The organism is Rhodoferax sp. OV413 (assembly GCF_900104385.1).
GTDB lineage: Bacteria > Pseudomonadota > Gammaproteobacteria > Burkholderiales > Burkholderiaceae_C > Rhodoferax_B.
Window position 1 is genome coordinate 275,422 of sequence record NZ_FNJA01000006.1, and the last position, 18,451, is coordinate 293,872.

At 63.6% G+C, this 18,451-nt stretch carries 18 protein-coding genes; 12 read left to right on the forward strand and 6 right to left on the reverse strand.

The annotated features are described in order from the left end of the window. Positions 1–258 precede the first annotated feature (258 nt). Entirely contained in the window at positions 259–675 is a 417-nt protein-coding gene (locus BLT66_RS20035; RefSeq protein WP_092760427.1) for a DUF3010 family protein, read from the forward strand. 2 nt (positions 676–677) lie between these two features. Beyond that, a complete protein-coding gene (locus BLT66_RS20040) occupies positions 678–1,790 on the forward strand; it encodes a protein kinase domain-containing protein (protein WP_092760429.1) in 1,113 nt (370 codons plus the stop codon). 248 nt (positions 1,791–2,038) lie between these two features. Here BLT66_RS20040 and BLT66_RS20045 read toward each other — a convergent pair whose 3' ends face one another. The 3 genes from BLT66_RS20045 to BLT66_RS20055 all read right to left on the reverse strand — a co-directional run bounded on the left by BLT66_RS20045 (position 2,039) and on the right by BLT66_RS20055 (position 4,180). After that, entirely contained in the window at positions 2,039–2,605 is a 567-nt protein-coding gene (locus BLT66_RS20045) for a YdeI/OmpD-associated family protein (RefSeq protein ID WP_092760431.1), read from the reverse strand. A 58-nt stretch (positions 2,606–2,663) separates the two neighbouring features. Continuing rightward, positions 2,664–3,386 carry an esterase gene (ypfH, locus tag BLT66_RS20050; RefSeq protein WP_092760433.1) on the reverse strand — a complete coding sequence of 241 codons (723 nt, stop codon included), beginning with the start codon at positions 3,384–3,386 and terminating at the stop codon, positions 2,664–2,666. 107 nt (positions 3,387–3,493) lie between these two features. Continuing rightward, the gene (locus BLT66_RS20055) at positions 3,494–4,180 is read right to left on the reverse strand and encodes a dienelactone hydrolase family protein (RefSeq protein ID WP_369821621.1); all 687 of its coding nucleotides are present in this window, start codon (positions 4,178–4,180) and stop codon (positions 3,494–3,496) included. A gap of 293 nt (positions 4,181–4,473) precedes the next feature. On the opposite strand from BLT66_RS20055, the gene BLT66_RS20060 reads away from it, so the two are divergent. From BLT66_RS20060 to BLT66_RS20080, 5 genes are all read left to right on the forward strand, one after another. After that, a complete protein-coding gene (locus BLT66_RS20060) occupies positions 4,474–5,535 on the forward strand; it encodes a PDDEXK nuclease domain-containing protein (protein WP_092760435.1) in 1,062 nt (353 codons plus the stop codon). Between the two features lie 186 nt (positions 5,536–5,721). After that, the gene (locus tag BLT66_RS27275; protein ID WP_143029250.1) at positions 5,722–7,926 is read left to right on the forward strand and encodes a TPR end-of-group domain-containing protein; all 2,205 of its coding nucleotides are present in this window, start codon (positions 5,722–5,724) and stop codon (positions 7,924–7,926) included. Between the two features lie 28 nt (positions 7,927–7,954). Continuing rightward, on the forward strand, positions 7,955–8,707 hold the full coding sequence (locus BLT66_RS20070) for a tRNA-uridine aminocarboxypropyltransferase (RefSeq protein WP_092760439.1): 753 nt from the start codon (positions 7,955–7,957) through the stop codon (positions 8,705–8,707). A gap of 147 nt (positions 8,708–8,854) precedes the next feature. Continuing rightward, positions 8,855–9,472 (forward strand): hypothetical protein, encoded by a 618-nt coding sequence (locus BLT66_RS20075; protein WP_092760441.1) that lies wholly within the window; start codon positions 8,855–8,857, stop codon positions 9,470–9,472. A 168-nt stretch (positions 9,473–9,640) separates the two neighbouring features. After that, positions 9,641–10,345: a glutathione S-transferase N-terminal domain-containing protein gene (locus tag BLT66_RS20080; RefSeq protein ID WP_092760443.1), complete on the forward strand. Its 705-nt coding sequence runs from the start codon at positions 9,641–9,643 to the stop codon at positions 10,343–10,345. A gap of 27 nt (positions 10,346–10,372) precedes the next feature. On the opposite strand, the gene BLT66_RS20085 is transcribed toward BLT66_RS20080, so the two are convergent. Then, positions 10,373–12,394 carry an alpha/beta hydrolase family protein gene (locus BLT66_RS20085; protein WP_092760445.1) on the reverse strand — a complete coding sequence of 674 codons (2,022 nt, stop codon included), beginning with the start codon at positions 12,392–12,394 and terminating at the stop codon, positions 10,373–10,375. Positions 12,395–12,805: 411 nt separating this feature from the next. Between BLT66_RS20085 and BLT66_RS20090 the strand changes: the two genes are divergently transcribed. The 3 genes from BLT66_RS20090 to BLT66_RS20100 all read left to right on the forward strand — a co-directional run bounded on the left by BLT66_RS20090 (position 12,806) and on the right by BLT66_RS20100 (position 14,979). Continuing rightward, complete coding sequence (locus BLT66_RS20090) at positions 12,806–13,639, forward strand: transglutaminase-like domain-containing protein (RefSeq protein WP_092760447.1); 834 nt, start codon at positions 12,806–12,808, stop codon at positions 13,637–13,639. 133 nt (positions 13,640–13,772) lie between these two features. Further along, entirely contained in the window at positions 13,773–14,270 is a 498-nt protein-coding gene (locus BLT66_RS20095) for a GAF domain-containing protein (RefSeq protein WP_092760449.1), read from the forward strand. A gap of 142 nt (positions 14,271–14,412) precedes the next feature. Then, positions 14,413–14,979, forward strand: coding sequence for a DUF1439 domain-containing protein (locus tag BLT66_RS20100; protein WP_176955115.1), 567 nt, complete (start codon positions 14,413–14,415; stop codon positions 14,977–14,979). Positions 14,980–14,982: 3 nt separating this feature from the next. Here the strand turns inward: BLT66_RS20100 and BLT66_RS20105 are convergent, their stop codons facing one another. Beyond that, positions 14,983–15,651, reverse strand: coding sequence for a glutathione S-transferase family protein (locus BLT66_RS20105; protein WP_092760453.1), 669 nt, complete (start codon positions 15,649–15,651; stop codon positions 14,983–14,985). Between the two features lie 77 nt (positions 15,652–15,728). Here BLT66_RS20105 and BLT66_RS20110 point away from each other — a divergent pair, with 77 nt between their 5' ends. Both BLT66_RS20110 and msrA read left to right on the forward strand, forming a co-directional pair. Beyond that, positions 15,729–16,595 (forward strand): LysR family transcriptional regulator, encoded by an 867-nt coding sequence (locus tag BLT66_RS20110; protein ID WP_092760455.1) that lies wholly within the window; start codon positions 15,729–15,731, stop codon positions 16,593–16,595. A 112-nt stretch (positions 16,596–16,707) separates the two neighbouring features. Further along, positions 16,708–17,451 carry a peptide-methionine (S)-S-oxide reductase MsrA gene (gene msrA, locus BLT66_RS20115; RefSeq protein WP_255407016.1) on the forward strand — a complete coding sequence of 248 codons (744 nt, stop codon included), beginning with the start codon at positions 16,708–16,710 and terminating at the stop codon, positions 17,449–17,451. Here the strand turns inward: msrA and BLT66_RS20120 are convergent. After that, positions 17,396–18,385 (reverse strand): LysR family transcriptional regulator, encoded by a 990-nt coding sequence (locus tag BLT66_RS20120; RefSeq protein WP_092760457.1) that lies wholly within the window; start codon positions 18,383–18,385, stop codon positions 17,396–17,398. The two genes, msrA and BLT66_RS20120, sit on opposite strands and share 56 nt — an antisense overlap. Between the last annotated feature and the right edge of the window lie 66 nt (positions 18,386–18,451).

The window sequence follows — 18,451 nt, forward strand, 5'->3', positions numbered from 1 at the left end:
TTGGTTTTAGTCTTAGCCGTCAAGTTCTACGGCTGGCGTGCTTCATACATATGGGGGACTAACGCGGTCGGTGCGAGTCATTTTTGCTGCTTTGCCATGCATCATGCGGCGGACGTTGCAATTAGAAACACTTGGGGCTAATGGCGTGATAGCTGCATTGATTCCGGCGCTGAGTTCCTGTGCGTCGCGGATGCCCTTTGAGAGCGGTGGTTAGTCGGAAGTTCGACTATTAAATTTAACAAGAAGGCGGACGTACTTATGGTAGTTTTAGGTGTAATTTTAAAGAGCAATATTGCGCGACTCGTTGCTCTGTCTGGAACTAGAAATCAACACCTTGCGGTTCGGAGCAAGGTAAATAAACTCGAAATTCCTAAAAATCCGACGCGTGATGATGTCGAGTCTTTTGTGCAGGCTTTTAAGTCGTTCTGCGCCGTTAACGTCATTGACTGCATCGTAGTAAATCGTCGCGCGAGTGCCGGTCAAGGGGCCGGTAGTGCATCAACATTTTTAACCGAAGGTGTATTGCTTGCGGCCTCGCCGTGTACCGTTGAGTTTGTCCATCCCGCAACAATTAAAGCCACGGATAGAAAACAAGGTGGACTTAAGACCTGTCGGCCGGAAACTGTTGATCTTGGACTTGCCTACGACTTAGCCTTCGAACGTCTTCCTGCATAACTATGGCGATTGATATTTCTGCGCTGCCCGCAGAGGCACATGAAGCGTTGAAAAGATTTCCGGAGTTTGAACCACACCAGTTCAATGACTCAGGTGCGAATGGGTACGTATTGTTGGGAAGGCATAACGTACTGCAACGGGACGTTGCACTGAAGATTTATTTCCATGCCCCGAATGAGATGGAGCAAGAGCCTGCCCTCATTGCCGCAATTAATCATGAAAACGTTATGAAGGTCCTCGACGCGAGGAACTTAATGCATGGCTGCTCATTTTTTATGACACCGTATGCAAATTATGGAGACCTGAGTTCATATATCCAAGAGCGTCCAATTCCCATTCGATTAGCGCTCCGACTCCTGCGACAACTGCTCTCCGGCCTTACGGCACTTCATTCAGAGCCTCTACGGCTTGTTCACAGAGACATTAAGCCGCAAAACCTTTTGATCCACGATGACACCTTATTAATTGCAGATTTCGGCTCGGTGCGTCGAATGGCCGCAGGTGCTAATGTCGTACCGGCATCAAAACATAGTGTCCTCTATAGGCCGCCAGAAGCATTTGGTGACCAAGGACGTTTTAACTTTTCATCAGACTGCTATCAAGCAGGTCTTATTGGGTACTTACTATTTGGCGGACAGTTGAGTGAGCTCCTTACAGAGCACCTCAAAACTGCACAGATTAAGAAGCTTGAGGGGCTACGGTACGACAATGTTTCTTATGCTGATGAGTGCCTGTTCGTGGATGATTGCTTACGTGACCGGATTCAAAGAGGTATGTTGTTAGATTGGACGAAGATCCCTGCATACGTGCCGCGCAAGCTTGTCAGGTCTTTGCGGCGAGCAACCTCGATTGACGGAAGATACCGAGACGTCAGCGAGTTCTTGGCGGAGTTAGCCGCTGTGGGACCGTTGCCGGACTGGATAGTAGAAGGACCGCAGGCATGGACGCTTAGAGACTGGAAGAAGCAAGACTATTGCCTAGTTGCAGAGAATGGGAACGTGATCGTTAAGAAGAGTCGCTCGGGGGCAGCAAAGTTCTCCACCGACCATGCGTTATCCGGAGGCAGTTGGAGTGATGTCTTTAAACGTGTGGCAGAAAAGCTTGGTTTGCCATAAGTTAAATATCACGACATTGGTTTATTTAGTGTGGCAACGTGCATAGGTGATTGACGAGGTGCCGTCCGGCGGGCCGGCCACGCACAGCAACGGGAACACAACCACGGACCCCAAGCGGGACCATGCGCTTTACGCCCAAGGCATGACGCTACTTATTCAATAGCTGCTTGCGCATATTCCACAGGAGCTACACGCCAATTGGGCTCACAAAACTAGCGCTTACATGCCCCTCGCGCTGACGGCAAATATCAAGGGCTTTCTCCACGCCCCAACTTTGCCAGCAGCTCTGCCATGCGCTTCTGCCGGGTTTCCGGCCGCTTGGCGCTGTGCAGCCGGTGGTAAATGGTGAACTGGCTCTGGCGTTTGAGCGTGGCGTAGAAAGCGTGGGCAGCGGGGTCTTGTTGCAGCGCCGCCAAAAAATCTTCGGGCATCACCATGGTGGCGCTGCCGGCGTAGGCTGTGGCCCAGCGCCCATCGCTGCGCGCGGCCTCTACATGCGCCAGACCAGCGGCTTGCATGCGCCCTTGCTCTATCAGCCGCTCGGCATGCTGCACGTTTTTCTGCGACCAGTTGGAGCGCGCGCGGCGTGGCGTCAGGCGTTGCAGAAACGAGGTGTCGTCCAGGGCGTTGCGCAGCCCGTCGATCCAGCCCCATGTGATGGCGGCCACCACGCAATCGTCCCAGGTGACGGAGGGCTGGCCGGTGGCCTTTTTGAAGATGCGCACCCACAGCTCAGTCTCGCTGGCGTGGTTCACCTGCAGCCAGGCGTGGAGCTGCTCGGGCGTTTTAAAGCTGTGGTGTGCTGGTTTGCTCATGATTTGATAGCTGCTAGCGCAGATTTCACCTGCGCTAGCAGCCTATTTGGCATACAGGCTACGGTGTGGGCGGCGGGCTAGCTGCCTGCTGCTGCGCAGCTGCTTTTTGCACTTCTTCCCATTGGTGTTTGGGAATATGGCCTGTCAGGCGTTCGAGCACCAAGTCCATGACTTCGTCGGTCACATCATGTGCCAGGAAGGGGATGACGTCTGCCGTAAGGTCGCCGCCCAGTCCCACCAGGCGCTCTGCGGCGGACACGCAGTGGCCGTAGTGGATGACGGGGTCCGCCTTGCCGTGGATGAAATGCAGCGTGGTCTTCTCGGGTGCGCTGCTGGGCAGCTGCGCATAGCGGCTGGACAGCACGATGATGCGTGCGGCCAGCGCGGGTTCGACCTGCGCGGCTTCCAGCGCCATGGTGGCGCCCTGTGCAAAGCCAAAGATGGCCGTGGCATCCGACCCTACGCCACTCTGGGTTTGCCAGTAGCGCAGGTTGTGCACAAAGGCGGGCACGGCCTGTGCCACGCGTGTGGCGCGCTGGTCGTCATCGATGTCTTGCGTCGGGAACCACTGGCCGCGCACCTCTGCGTCGGCAGGCTGGGGGGTAGCCCCGTCGTAGCGGTACGGCGCCTGCACGCTGACGATGAAAGCATGGGGGAAATGCGCGGCCAGGCGCCGCCCCAGGGGCTCCATGTGCCGTGCACTGCCGCCCTCGCCGTGGTGTAGCACCATGAGTTGCTGGGCCTGCAGGGCGGGTTGCTGGATGACGATGGAGTCTGACACGAAGAGTCCTTATGGAAGATGCCTGCATTTTCTGCGGCAATGGCCTTGAGGTAGGCAATGGAGTCCTTTTCCAGCGCTATTTCAGAGCCATGGCCGTATGCGTCAGCTCACCCCAAGTGCTTCCCAAAGAACCGCAGCGCACGGTCCCAGGCCTGTTGCGCCCACACCGGGTCGTACTGCGTGGCCGCAATGCGGCCGGGGCCGACGGCTTCTTCATTGGCGAAGGCGTGGTGGGCTAGGTAGCGGTGGAACTCAAAGTCCACGCCGGCTGCGCCTAGCTTTTCTTCCAGCGCGGCCACGGTGTCGATCTTGAAGAACTGGTCCTGCGTGGCCCAGTGGCCTTGAAGCGGAATCTTGATTTTGCTGGCGTCGATGTATTCCAGCGGCGGGCAGCCGTACCAGACGACGGCGGCGTCCAGCTCGGGGGACTGGGCGGCCAGCAGGGTGAGGGCGCCGCCCATGCAGAAGCCGGTCAGGCCCACCTTGGATGCGCGGGGTTTGAGGAACTGCAGCGCACCGCGGATGTCTTGGCCAGCGGCGTCGCCGAAGTCCAGGCCGGTCATCAGGTGGTGGGCTTCTTCCTCTTCTACCGTGGCTTTGCCGCGGTACAGGTCGGGCACCAGCGCCTGAAAGCCGGCAGCGGCCAGGCGGTCGGCCACGCCCTTGATCTGGTCGTTCAGCCCCCACCATTCCTGGATGACCACAATGGCCGGGGCATTGCTTGCGGCCGGCTCGGCCAGATAGCCCTGCACGGTTTTGCCATCGGGCCGTGCGAAATTCACCATGGTTCCCATCGTTGCTCCTTGTTGGTTGAGAGGGTCAGGGCGGTATTGTGGTCAGAACGCGTGGCAAAGGGCGTTGTGGGGGATTTGGTGTGGGCGCGCAAGGTGCGCACTGCGAGGCTGGGGTGGCCCCTGTTTGCATGCCCGGGGCATGCGTCTTCCACTAACATCCTTATTCCCTAATCGGCCCAATGCAGAAAGGATTTCACCATGGTGTTTCACAAGGCAGGTGCCTCGCTTCTGCACGAAGTGGAAGGCCATCAGCGGCTGTTCATCCATGCCGCGACTGCCGCGGAGGTGCTGCCATGAGTGAGGTGCTTCCTGCAGCTGCGGACGGCTTGCACGCGGAACTGCGTGCGCTCATTGCCAGCAGCCGACAGCGCCTGGCCGGTGCAGTCAATGCCGAACTGACGCGCTTGTATTGGGCAGTGGGGCAGCGGCTGCGGACCGAGGTGTTGGGCGGCGCGGACCGTGCCAAGTACGGTGACCAGTTGATCAACCGTGTGGGGGATCAGTTGGCACAGGAGTTTGGCCGTGGATTTGAAGCCAAAAACCTGCGCCGCATGGTGCAGTTTGCCCAGACTTTTCCTCAGCCCGAGATTGTCGCGACGCTGTCGCGACAATTGAGCTGGAGCCATTTTGTGAACCTGCTGCCGCTCAAAACCGAGCCCGCCCGCCAGTTTTACGCCAGCCAAGCTGCCACTAACACCTGGAGCGTGCGAGAGCTGCGCCACCAGATCGAACGCAAAGCCTACGAGCGCGCGGAGCTTGCCGCATTGCAAGTCCCTCCATCCACTCCGACTGAGCCTGCTTTTGCCTCGCAGACCAACCCCGCCCTCGTCTTCAAAGACCCGTATTTCCTAGACTTCCTGGGCCTGCGCCAGGGCCACGACGAGGCCGATTTGGAAGACGCCATCTTGCGCCAGCTAGAGGCCTTTATTCTGGAGCTGGGCCGGGGCTTTGCGTTTGTGGAACGGCAAAAGCGCATGGTGATCGATGGCGAAGACTTTTACCTGGACCTGCTGTTCTACCACCGCCGCCTGCGCCGGCTGGTGGCGATTGAGCTGAAGCTGGGCCGCTTTAAAGCCGCCCATAAAGGCCAGATGGAGCTGTATTTGAAATGGCTGGACAAGCATGAACGCGAGCCAGGCGAAGAGGCGCCCATCGGCCTCATCCTGTGCGCCGAATCCAGCCGCGAGCAAGTGGAGCTGCTGCAAATGCACAAAGACGGCATCACCGTGGCCGAATACTGGACCGAACTACCACCCAAGGCCGAGCTGGAGCAGCACCTGCACCAGGCTCTGCTGGAAGCGCGCGAGCGGCTGGCGCGGCGCGGGGTGTTGATGGAGGGGGGCGAGGATGCGTGAGTTGCCCATGGTGCCGGCTGAGGCAGCGGTACACCGGCCTGCGGCGTGATTTGCTAGTGTTTTGATAGCTTCTTGCGCAGACAATACCTGCGCAGAGGGCGGATTTTGTTGTGCGCACCATGCATGCGTTCAGTCGTGTCCGGCTGCGTTAACCGCCGCACCGGCCATCTACGGAGCCAACACGCGGTGCCCCCCGCCCCAGCCCGCGCCGAGCGCCACCGCCGCAGCCCCGACAATGCAGGCCCTGCCGCGCCGCCCACAACGTCCATGCCACTCTCCTTACCCCGCTCCCTCGCCGCCTTGTGCACCTGGGCCGCCTTGTCCACCGCCCTGGCGGCCAAGCCCGCCGACCCGTACCCCCGGCTATCCGACAACACAGCGGCCTCGCAGAACCTGGAGGTGCGCAAGGTGCTGCATGGCGATGTGGAGGGTGTGTTTGCCATACCGCGCACCCGCCAGGTGGTGGCCGTGGCGGGCGGGTATTTGTGGAAGTTCAGCGCGCAGGGAGAGCTGCAGGATTCGATGCGCGAGCCGTCCAACCTGTTCACCTCGGGCGTGGCGTTCACGCCGCTGTTTTACATCGACTGGGTGTTCACCGGCGAGCGGCAGCGCAAGGCCTATGGCCCGCCGTTGAATGGCAATGCGCTGAGTCCCACCGAGCTGTGGGCCACGCTGGACAAGGCCGAGGTGGTGGAGTTTGACAACACCGACACCACGGCCTGGGCCTATATCTGGAAGGCAGGCAAGGCGCAGGTCATGGATATCACCCGCCACCGCGACCAGGTCGACAACTACTGCAACCAGCGCACACACTCGGCCGAAGCGCTGCGCTGGAAAGCCACTTGCCTGAAGGACTACCGCACCCGGCCGCAGGCCTGGAAAGAGGTAGAGCCCGAGCAGTTTGCCGGCTACAGCGACAGCCCGCCGCCGCGCGCGACGGTGGTGGGCTTTGACCGCCGCAAGTACCACCTGGAAGAGGGCCTGGGCGGCCAGCTGTTTGGCGCCACCATTGGCCTGGCGCTGAAGGCCTGGGGCGTGCCGGGCGGGCTGCCCGAGCGATACTGGTTTGGCGACGCGCACACGCAGCTGCACGTGGGCAACGAGGTGGTCCAGTTCAAGACCTTTGTGGCCAAGGCGCGCGGTGACTACCGCTTTTCCGACATGCGCTGGTGGGACCCGGCGCCCAGCATGCCGGGCGCCAGCCCCTGGTTCACCCAGCACATGCGGACCTATATGGAGCGCTCCGGCGAAGCGGCGCTGCTGCCGTATTACGAAAAAGACATTGGCCTGTATGTGGTGCGCCCCAAGGGCACGGGCCAGCCCGCCGCCACGCAGGGCCTGCTGCCCGATTGGCGGCCGGTGTTTGAGGGGCCAGAGACGCGCAACATCGCGGTCACCGGCATGGTGGAGTTTGCGGCGCTGCCACCGGCCCATTACTGGTTGCGCGACCCGGGCAAGAGCAAGCGCTTCGAGGGCATGGGCCCGAAGGTGGAGGTGCGCCCGCTGTGGCCCAAGCTGCGCCAGCTGCCCACGGCGCTGCAGCTGCAGTGGACTACCTCGTACGACCTGGACATCACCATGCTGCGCGTGACGCTGGATGCAGACGAAACCAGCAGCGCCTTCAACCAGCTGCGCAGCAACAAGGCACAGACCACGCCGCTGGAGCTGGTGGTGCAGGTCCCCGATCTGAAAGGCACGCTGGACGGCATGCAGGTGCAGCTGCGCAGTGGCAGCACGCTGCTGCCGCTGACCAAGGCGCGCTTCAGCTATGTGATGAAGCCGCCGGCCGAGAAGGTATCGGACCACGCATTGCGCGGCGTGCTGCAGACCGCCACCGCTGCGGCCAAGCTGCCGGGCGCGGCGGGCTTGCCTGCCTTCTTGAAGCAAGCGCAGACCTTCGCCCAGGACAAGGAGCACGCCGAGGCGCTGGCGCCCAACGTGACAGCGGCCTATGCGGAGCTGATCAACGCCTACAACGGGCAAAAGGACTTCAAGGCGGCGGGCCTGCTGGTGCGGCACTACCTGGCCGAGGTACACCCGCATATCGGCCACTACAGCAAAGACCCCGGCCAGCCCTACAACATCACCGTCATCGCCAGCCAGACGCTGGCCATTTACGCCCAGCTGGCGCCGCAAGACAAAGATCTGGTACCCGCGGTGATGGCCACGCTGATAGGCCCCAAGTTTGACCCGGCCAAGCAGACCAACGGCACGCTGATGTACAACCTGGCCTGCTACTACGCGGTCAGCGGCGACAAAGCCCGCATGCTGGAAGCCATCGCCGTGGCCCGCCGCCTGGGCAAGCCCGTGGCCCAGTTCGAGCAAGACAGCGACTTCAGCGGTTACTGGAAAGACGCCGATTTCTTGCAGGCGCTGGCCTCACGGCCTTAGGCGTAGCACGCCCAGAGACAATACCCCCATGTTCCACACCCCACCCCACGCAGTCTCGCGCCTGCGCAGCACCCGCTTAGCGCGTAGCGCCAAGCCCTTTCTGGCCCGCGGCGGCTCGAAGGTAGAGCGCTGCACGGGTTGCCGCCTGGCACCCAGCCATTGCATGTGCGCGCTGCGCCCGGTGCTGCCCAGTCATCCGAACCAGGCCGGGGTCTGCCTGCTGATGGCCGACATCGAGCCGCTGAAACCCAGCAACACCGGCTGGCTGATTGCCGACGTGGTGGCCGATACCTCGGCCTTTGGCTGGGCCCGCACCGAGGTCGACCCGACCCTGCTGGCCCTGCTGGCCGACCCGCAGTGGCAGCCGTATCTGGTGTTCCCCGGTGAGTTTGTGGCCCCCGAGCGGGTGGTGACGGACCTGTTGCCACCCGTGGCCCACGCCGAGGCCAAGCGCCCGCTGTTCGTGCTGCTGGACGCCACCTGGCCCGAGGCCCGCAAGATGTTCCGCAAAAGCCCGTACCTCGACAAGCTGCCGGTGCTCAGCCTGCAGGCCGACCGCATCTCGCGCTACAAGCTGCGCAGGTCGCGGCGCGACGACCACTTCTGCACCTCCGAGGTGGCCGCCCTCTGCCTGGAGCTGGCCGGCGAGCCGCATGCCGCGCAGACGCTGGAGGCCTATCTGGACGTCTTTACCCACCGCTACCTGCAGGCCAAGCAGCAGCAGCCTGCCGACGTGGACAACGCGGCGCACCAGCGCTTGCAGGGTTTGCGGCAGGGCTGATCCACTATTGTTTTGATAGCCTCCGCTGCAGGATCTATCTGCGCCAGAGCCTGATTTCATGTAAACCCGGTGCCCGAATAGCCCTGCGCCCCGTTATCCCCGCACGCCTGCCTACACTGCACAGCTTCACCACCTTGGAGCCCCCCCATGCTTTTGACAACCCGCCGCACTGCGGCCCTAGCCTTGTGTCTGGCTGCCAACCTGTGTCTGGCCCAGGCGGTGGCGCCGCCGGCGGTCAGCGTGCGGGTGCGCGGTACGGTGCAGAGCGTGGCGCCGGGCTTGCTGACGGTGAAGGACCGCAGCGGCGAGGTGGTGCAGCTGGTGCTGCCCGATGCGCTGCCGGTGTCCGAGATCTACCCGATGGCTATGTCCGACATCCAACCGGGCAGCTTTATCGGCACGGCGGCCATGCCGCAGCCGGACGGCAGCGAGCGTGCGATTGCGGTGATGGTGTTCCCCGAATCGGCGCGCGGCGCGGGCGAGGGGCACCGACCCTTCGACATGCTGCCGCAAAGCACCATGACCAATGCCACGGTGGCCGACGTGGTGGCCACACCCAAGGGCCGGACCATGCAGCTCAAATACAAGGATGGCGCGCGTGACATCGTGGTGCCACTGGACGCGCCAGTGGTCAGCTTCAAGCCCGGCGACCGTAGCCTGCTGGTGCCGGGCGCCAGCGTGTCGCTGACGGCGCAGATGGTGGGCGACAAGCCGACCATTTCGCGCATCAGCGCTGGCCGCAACGGTTTTGCCCTGCCGTATTGAAGCATCCAGCGGATGCACAGATTACTCCTGATTGCATAGCTGCTGGCGCACATCCGGATTGCGCGAATGGGCATTTTTGTGTGTAAAACGCAGCTGCGCCAGGCTGCCGCCAAAATGCCCGATGCGGCGGATACGCCGTAGCTTTTGACTCCCACAGGACAACCGCACATGACCGATATTTCCGTCTTTCCCATCACCCAGAAATGGCCCGCCCAGCACCCGGAGCGTTTGCAGCTGTATTCGCTGCCTACGCCCAACGGCGTCAAGGTGTCGATCCTGCTGGAGGAGATGGGCATGGCCTACGAGCCGCACCTGGTGAGCTTCGAAAAGAACGACCAGACCTCGCCGGCCTTCTTGTCGCTGAACCCGAACAACAAGATCCCGGCCATCCTGGACCCGCACGGCCCGGGCGGCAAGCCGCTGGCGCTGTTTGAGTCGGGCGCCATCCTGGTCTACCTGGCCGAGAAGACCGGCAAGTTCATCCCGCACGACGCGGCGCAGCGCTACGAATGCCTGCAGTGGCTGATGTTCCAGATGGGCGGCATCGGGCCAATGTTTGGCCAGCTGGGCTTCTTCCACAAGTTTGCCGGCAAGGACTTTGACGACAAGCGCCCGCGCGACCGCTACGTGGCCGAAAGCAAGCGCCTGCTGGCGGTGCTGGACCAGCACCTGCAAGGCCGCGACTGGATGATGGGCGAGGACTACACGATTGCCGACATCGCCATCTTCCCCTGGGTGCGCAACCTGGTGGGCTTCTACGGCGCGGGCGAGCTGGTGGGTTTTGCCGAGTTCGTCAACGTACAGCGCGTGCTGGCGGCGTTCGTGGAGCGGCCGGCCGTGGTCCGCGGGCTGGGGATTCCGGCGCGCGGTTAAGCCCGGGGCCGCCGCCCCAGGTTTCCGCTAGGCGGCCTGGCCGATGTGCTGGGCCAGAAAGGCCTCCATCAGCTTGAAAAACTCCAGCCGGTGGCTGTAGCGGCTGAGGTGGTGGTCGCTGCCTTCTTGCTCTACGTAACGGTGGGGCTTGCCGGCGCGGGATAGTGCGGCGGCCATGCCCTGGCTGTGGCTGACCGGCACCACGCGGTCGACACTGCCGTGCACCAGCAGCACCGGCGCCTGGATGCGGTCGGCCTGCAGCGCGGGCGAGGTGGCGCGCAGGCGTTCGCGGTCGCCCCACACGCTGCCGATCTGCGCCTCGACGGCGGCGGCGCCACCGATGTAGTCACTCTCTTCAAACACCAGATCCAGCAGGTTGCAGACGCCCGCAAAGCTGATGGCGCAGCGGTACAGCGTGGGGGTTTTGACGGCGCCCATCAAGGCCGCATAGCCGCCGTAGCTGGCACCGACGATGGCCAGGCGCTGCGGGTCGGCCAGCTGCTGGGCCACGGCCCATTGCACGGCATCGGTCAGGTCGTCCTGCATCTCCAGGCCCCAGCGCTGCATGCCCGCGAGCTTGTGTTTCAGCCCGCCGCCATCCGAGCCGCGGAAGTTGACCTGCAGCACGCAGTAGCCGCGGTTGGTGAGGAATTCGGTCCAGCTGTCGAAGTCGACATCGTCGCGGCTGTGCGGCCCGCCATGGGGCAGCAACACCAGCGGCAAGGGCTTGCCCGGTACCGCGCCGCGTGGCTGGCTGATGAAGGCATTCAGCGGCAGGCCGTCGCGGGCGACGATGCGCACGGTCTGTTTGCCGGTCAATTGGGTGGTCGGCAGGCGGGGGTAGGTTTCGCCGAGCAGGGCCAGCTCGCCACGCGCACGGTGGCCCACAAAGTACTGGCCGGGGCGGCCATTGCCGCTGGAGTGCAGCAGATAGCTTTGTTCGTCGTTGCTGAAAGACAGCAGGCGGTTGAAGCGCCCGGGCAGCTGCTGGTCGATCATCAAGGCCAGGGCTTTCAGCTCGGGGTCCCACAGCGCGTCGCGGGCGTCGTCGCTGCCCGATTCGGTGGTCATGCGCAGGCCGACAATCTCGCCGCTGCGTGGCGAGTGCATCAGGCCGGCGTCCATGTCGGTATCAGCCTTGGCCAGCCGCAGGGTGCGCGGCAGGGCCGGGTTGGCCAGGTCGACGCTGAACACCGCCAGATGGCCCTGGTGCCAGGCCTGGATCCAGAGTTCTTGCGGGTCCTTGCCGAAGCCCAGCGGCCAGGCGGTGGCTTGGCTGTCGCGCTCGAAGCTCCACAGCGTGCGCCAGTTGGCGCCCGGGTCGGCGCGTTCGATGATCTCGAAGCGCCCGCCGTTGCGCGCCACACCTATGCGTACCTGGTGCTTGCGGTCCAGCATCCACGCATACACGCCGCGCTTGGCGCCATGCACGCCGCTGCGCAGCCCGGTGGTGAGGTCCAGCTTGTAGATGGCGGGCCAGCCTTCGTTGCCTTCACCCAGGGCCAGCAGTACGTTCTTGCCGTCTTCGGGCAGCCAGTCGACCACGTTGTCCTGCACCTGCAAGCTGGGGATGGACGCCTCTCTGCTGCCGCCGCGGTCGACCTTCAGGTTGATGTGCAGCAACTCGCTGCCGTCGCGTTTGACCGAGATCAAGCGCGTTTCCTGCGTGCCTATGCCGTTGCCGCGCACAGCCGCATAGCGCACGCTGGCCACCAGGCGGTCGTCGCTGGTCCATTTCACCCAGTTGAAGAAAAAGCGCTGGTTGTCGCTTTTCAACAGCGACACCATCTGGCTGCCCGAAGCCACGGCGCGCGTGATTAGCACGGTGTCGTTTTCTATGTTCACCAAACCGGCCAGGTACTTGCCGTCCGGCGACAAAGCCAGGCCGGACAGCATGGGCAGCTGCGCAAAGGCCTCGGTGGGCAGGCGCGCGGCGGGGGTGTTGTTGGACGCTGGGGTGTCGGCCCACAGGGAGGTTGCGGAGGGCAGGGCGCACAGGCCGGCGAGCAGGCGGTGCGCGTCGCGGCGCGAAACTTTCACAGAAGCCATCGGTTTCTTACGGTGCCAGGCCGCATGCCGACACCGTCTGCGGCGTCTACGCGACCCAAGGGTCTGGTTGCATGGCTGGGAGATGGCTAGCAAGGAGCGCCAGTATATTTCGGCATGACCTTCCGTTTGCCCACCGGCGTGGGGCTTTATCCGCTATTTAATGGATAGCTGCGGGCGCAGGTACTATCTGCGCCAGCAGCTGTTTCTCCTTGCATCTGGTACATCAGACTGACCCGCATGGCTTGCAACTTGCGTAGGAGTTGTCCGGCACGCTAGCGCTTCATTTCCGACAGCGCTACGGGCCACCGGCCGCTACTCTGAGGTAGCGCATCCCGGCACAGTGGGTGGTATTGCGTTCGACGCTGTCGAGGCTGCAATCCATCTTCCCTCTGACTTCTGACCGGGCTCCCCATGTTCATCAAAATCGGCTTCGATATCGAGCTGGCTATCACTTCGCCGATGGCGTTCGTCTACCTGCTGCACGTACACCCCTCGCGCAGCGGCGACCTGTGGGCACCCGAGCACATCCAGGTGGAGCCGGGCTTGGTGCCCGAGGAGTATTACGACGCCTTTGGCAACCTGTGTGGCCGGGTGAATGCGCCGGCCGGCGTGAACCAGGTGCGCTTTCAGAGCCAGGCCGTGGTGCGCGACCACGGCCTGCCGGACGAGGTGAACTGGAACGCCTGGCAGCACGACCCGACCGAGCTGCCCACCGCCACTTTGCAGTTCCTGCTGCCCAGCCGCTACTGCGAGGTGGACAGCGAGCTGCTGCAGTTCGCCTGGAACCAGTTTGGCCAGACCAACAAGGGCTGGGCGCGGGTGCAGGCGATTTGCGACTTCGTGCACAACCACATCCGCTTCGACTACATGGCGGCCCGGGCCACGCGCACGGCGGTGGAAGGCTTCCGCGAAGGCACGGGCGTGTGCCGCGACTACACGCACCTGGCCGTTACCCTGTGCCGCTGCATGAATATTCCCGCGCGCTACTGCACCGGCTACCTGGGCGACATCGGCATACCGCCGGTGCCGTACCCGATGGACTTCAGCGCCTGGTTCGAGGTCTACCTGGGCGACCGCTGGTACACCTTTGACGCGCGCCACAACACGCCGCGCATCGGCCGCGTGGTCATGGCCCGTGGCCGGGATGCGGGCGATGTGCCTATCACCATGGCGTTCGGGCAGAACACGCTGGCCAAGTTCGAGGTCACGACCTACGAGGTCGACGCGCAAGGCAACGCGGTCTAAACCGCCGGGCTTGCGTTGCGCAACCTGGTCCGGGCATTTAATGGTCTTGTTGGTAATAAAACGTCCCATGCGGTAATCGTCTTCGAACAAAATAGGCAGCCGCACTATTTGTTCAATCCACGAAATCACGCTTATGACGCTTGCCTGCCAGCAGCTCCGTACCGAGGATGCATTCGAGCAGTTCTCCTGCATTCTTCAAGAATCTGGCGCCAGGGATGCCTTGGCCTATGTTCTTGGTTTGTCAGACTACCGGTTCATCGGTATTTTTTGCTTCGCAGCCGGCAAGGCCAATGCGGCCATCCATTTCGACCGCGCCAACCCCTCCGAGCTGACGACCCAGGAAGTGCCCGACACCGCCACCTATTGCTGTTATGTGCGCGACAGCAAAGGCGTTTTCACCACCGCCAATGCGCTCATGGACGCGCGGCTGGACGGGCATGCGGCGCGCAACGCGGTATTGGCGTACTGCGGCGTACCGGTGCTGACACCCGAGGGCTTGCTGCTGGGCACGCTATGCCATTACGACGTGGTGCCGCGCGACCCCGAGCAACTGGACCTGGAGCTGCTGGTGCAGGTCGCCAGTGCGCTGCAGCAAGGCGACCACATTCCGCCGTACCCGGTGCAGCACTGAGTTTTATTGCAATCATATTGATAGCTATCAGGGCTGGTACCTCCTGCGCTAAAGCCCATTTTTATGCTTATAAATACCTGTAGCTAAAGCCTGCGCCGGAACTCTGGCCCGCCCGGCGGACCCAACAGCGGCAAGGAGACTTATGCAACGCAGATATTTGTTGGTAACCAGCGCCCGGCTGGCGTTGCTGGGAGCGGGCGTGGTGGCGATGGACAGGGTGTTGGCCCAGCCCAGCTACACCGTGTCGGCCCAGGTGTTGCAACAAACCGTGGCCCAGCGCTTTCCGCTGCGCTACCCGGTCGAAGGCCTGCTGAACCTGGACCTGCAGGCACCGCGCCTGAGCCTGCTGCCCGTACAGAACCGGTTGGCCGCGGCCATGCAGGTCGAGGCCGCAGGCCCGGCGCTGCGGCGCAGCTATACCGGCAGCTTCGACGTGGACTTTGCGCTGCGCTACGAGGCCAGCGACCGCAGCATCCGCGCCTACCAGCTGCAGTTCAAGAACCTGCAGTTCCCCGGGCTGCAGCCCGCCGCGGCCGAGCTGCTGAACGCCTACGGCCCGGCCCTGGCCGCGCAGTCTTTGCAAGAGGTGGTGCTGCACACTCTGCGCCCGCAGGATTTGACCTTGGCCGACACCATGGGCTTGCAGCCGGGCAGCATCACGGTCACCGACAAGGGGCTGGTGGTCGGCTTTGTGAACAAGCCGGGCTGATCTTCAAACCAAGGCCGGCGCAGCCAGGCGCTGCGCCAGCGCAGAGGGGCGCTGGCTTAAAAACCGGCGCAGCAGCGCGGGGTAGTCGCTGCCCACGGCGTTAGCCACCGACGGCCGCGCTGCCAAAGCCAGGCGCCAGGCGTTGATCTTGGGCGTGGCGGCAAAAAAGTCAAAGTCACCCAGGCTGTCGAACACATCGAAGTAGCGGAATACCGGACCGAAGACCGCATCCACCATCGAAAACTGCTGGCCCGCAAAGTAGGGGTCGCTCTGTAATGCGGCCTCCAAGCGTGCCCACTGGGCGCGCAGCTCGGCGGCTTTGCGGTCCAGTGCGGCCTCGTCGGGCGCGTTGTAGAAGCCTGCAATCGTGTTCAGCATGGCGGAGCCAAACTCCATCCAGGCGCGGTGCTGTGCGCGCTCCACGGCGTCGTCGGGGTGCAGGCGTGGCGCGGCGGTGTCGTCCAGGTACTCGCAGATCACAGCCGATTCAAAAATCGGCTGGCCGTCCACCTGCAGCACCGGCGTTTTGCCCAGGGGCGAGAGCTGCAGGAACCAGTCGGGCTTGTGCGCCAGGTCGATGTGGATGCGTTCAAAAGGCTGGCTCTTTTCTGCCAGCACGATGGCGGCGCGCTGTACATAGGGGCAGAGTGGGTGGCTGATGAGGGTGAGCATGGTAGGGGCCTATGCAGTGGGGATGCAGGAAATGTAGGATTGCGCCAGCACAATGAAAATAGGCAGTGCTACAAACCATGAATGCAATAGCGCAATACAAACTAAGCGCGGCCGATGTGGAAACGGTGTTGGCCCTGGTGCGCACCGGCACCCTGGCGGCCGCCGGTGAACGGCTGGCGGTGGATGCGTCCACCGTGTTCCGCAGCATCCAGCGCATTGAGAAAGGCCTGGGCCAGCGCCTGTTCGCGCGCTCGCGCAGCGGCTATCTGCCGTCCGAGCTGGCGCAGGAGCTGGCCAGCCGCGGCGAGCAGATGGAAGCCCAGCTGGAGGCGGCGCGCTCGGCCGCGCAGGCCCGGCCCGAGCAGGTCGCGGGCGCGGTGCGCATCACCACGACCGATACCGTCCTGCATGCGCTGGTGGCGCCGGCATTGCAGCAGCTGCGAACGCTCCATCCGCTGCTGAGCTACGAGCTGCATGCGGGCAACGAGCTGGCCAGCCTGACCCGGCGCGATGCCGACATTGCGGTGCGCGCCACCCAGCGCCCACCGCCGCATCTGGTGGGCAAGCACATAGGCCCGATCCGTGTGGCGCTGTTTGCGGGCTTGAAAAGCGACGATACCGCCGCCCAGGCCAGCTGGATCGCGCCCGACGATGCCCTGCCCGAACACCCGTCGGTGCTCTGGCGCAAAAAGCATTTCCCCAAGGTCGCGCCCGCCTACCGGGTCAACAGCATCCTGACTGTGGCCGAGCTGGTGGCCCAGGGCCTGGGCATTGGCGTGCTGCCGCTGTTCCTGGCGCAGCGCCGCAGTGACCTGCGCCAGCTGGGCGATGTGCTGGACGAAGCCCAGACTGAACTCTGGTTGTTGACGCACACCGAATCGCGCCATTTGCGCCGTGTGCATGCCGTGTACAGCCATCTGGCGCAGAGTCTGGTGTTGCAGTAATGCTGGCAGGCCATCTTGCCGTAGGCCGCGTGTAAGGATTAGAACGCTGCACCGACGAATGGCCATGTGCGGAACCTGCTGCTCCGCATCCCACTCAGACCCAGGATCCATCATGACACGCTCGACTGTTGCCCCCACCGCTTCTCGTTTTGCCATCTCCAAGGCCAGCCTGCTGCTCATGGCCGGCGTGGTGGTGCTGGCCGCGCTGTACTGGAGCCCCAGCGCCGTGGCCGAGAAGCCGGTGGCCATCCCACCGCCGTCGGCCCAGGCCCTGGCCGGCCTGGCACCGGCCAAGCCGACGGAGGAAACCGTGGTGTTTGCCGGCGGCTGCTTCTGGGGAATCCAGGCGGTGTTCCAGCACACCACGGGCGTGCTGCAGGCCGTGTCGGGCTATGCGGGCGGCACGCCGGCCGACGCCAACTACCAGCGCGTCAGCGGCGGTGGCACCGGCCATGCCGAGGCGGTGCAGGTACGCTTCGACCCGCGGCAGATCAGCTATGCGCAGTTGCTGCAGATCTATTTCTCGGTGGCCCACGACCCGACCCAGCTGAACCGCCAGTACCCGGATGTGGGCCCGCAGTACCGCTCGGCGGTGTTCTACGCGGATGCCAGCCAGAAGGCGCTGGCCGAGCGCTACATTGCCGAGCTGGATGCGGCCAAAGTCTTCCCCAGCAAGATCGTCACCCAGCTGAGCCCGCTCAGCGGCTTCTACCCGGCCGAGAAGTACCACCAGAACTACGCCACCCTGCACCCCGACGCGCTGTACATCGCCCGTTACGACCTGCCGAAGATTGCCAACCTCAAGACCCTGCTGCCCGGCGTCTACCGCGAGCAGCCGGTGCTGGTGGCGAACTGACGCCCGCCGCCAGTTCGTGCGGCTGCAGCACGAACTGCGTGTTGCCCACCAGCCGTTCCACCGCCAGGTCGATAAACGCACGCACCCGCGCCGGTTGGGCGCTGCGGCTGCCGTAGTACACGTACAGCCCCAGGTGGTCGGACACGTGGGCGGTGAGCAGGGGCACCAGCTGCCCGGCGCGCACCAGGGGCGCCGCCGTTGTGCCGACCAATTGGCCAATCGCCTGGCCGGCCACTACGGCGCGGGCTTCCAGCTCCACATCGTTGCTGAGCAGCGAGGCTGCGATGTTGCGGGCCACGATCTCCTCGCCCACCTTGAATTCCCAGGGCATGGGTTTGCCGGTGCTCGCATGCCTAAAGCCGCTGCAGCGGTGCTGGGCCAGTGCGTCGATGCTGGCCGGCGCACCATGCTGCGCGATGTAGGCCGGGGCGGCGCAGACCACCAGCTGCAAGGGCATGAGCCGGCGCGAGATGCTGCCCTCGGGTGGCGAACCAGCGCGGAAGCCCACATCGACCCGGTCCTCCACCCAGTTGCTGAGGCGGTCGTCCATCTGCACATCGGGCTCGATCTGCGGATGGCGGCGGCAGAACTCCTCCAGCACCGGCCACAGCACTTCCAGCATGATGGAGCGCGGCGCCACGATGCGCAGCGGCCCGGCAATCTCTTCGCGGCCCCGGCGCGCGCCGTGCAGTGCGCGCTGCAGGGTGGACAGGCCGGGCTGGGCGGCCTGCAGAAACTGCGCGCCCTCTTCGGTCAGGCTCAGGCTGCGGGTGGTGCGGTGGAACAGGCGCACGCCCAGGTGCTGCTCCAGCTGCACCAGCGCCTGGCTGGCGGCCTGCGGGCTGATGCCTTGTGCCGCGGCGGCCTGGCGCAGGCTGCCGAGTTCGGCGGCTTTGACGAAGGTGGCAACTGCGCGCAGTTCGTTGATGGCCATGGGTTTCTACATTGTCATGAATTTCTTGATTATGAAGCCAGTGATTGCCGGCTATTCAGTTGGGTA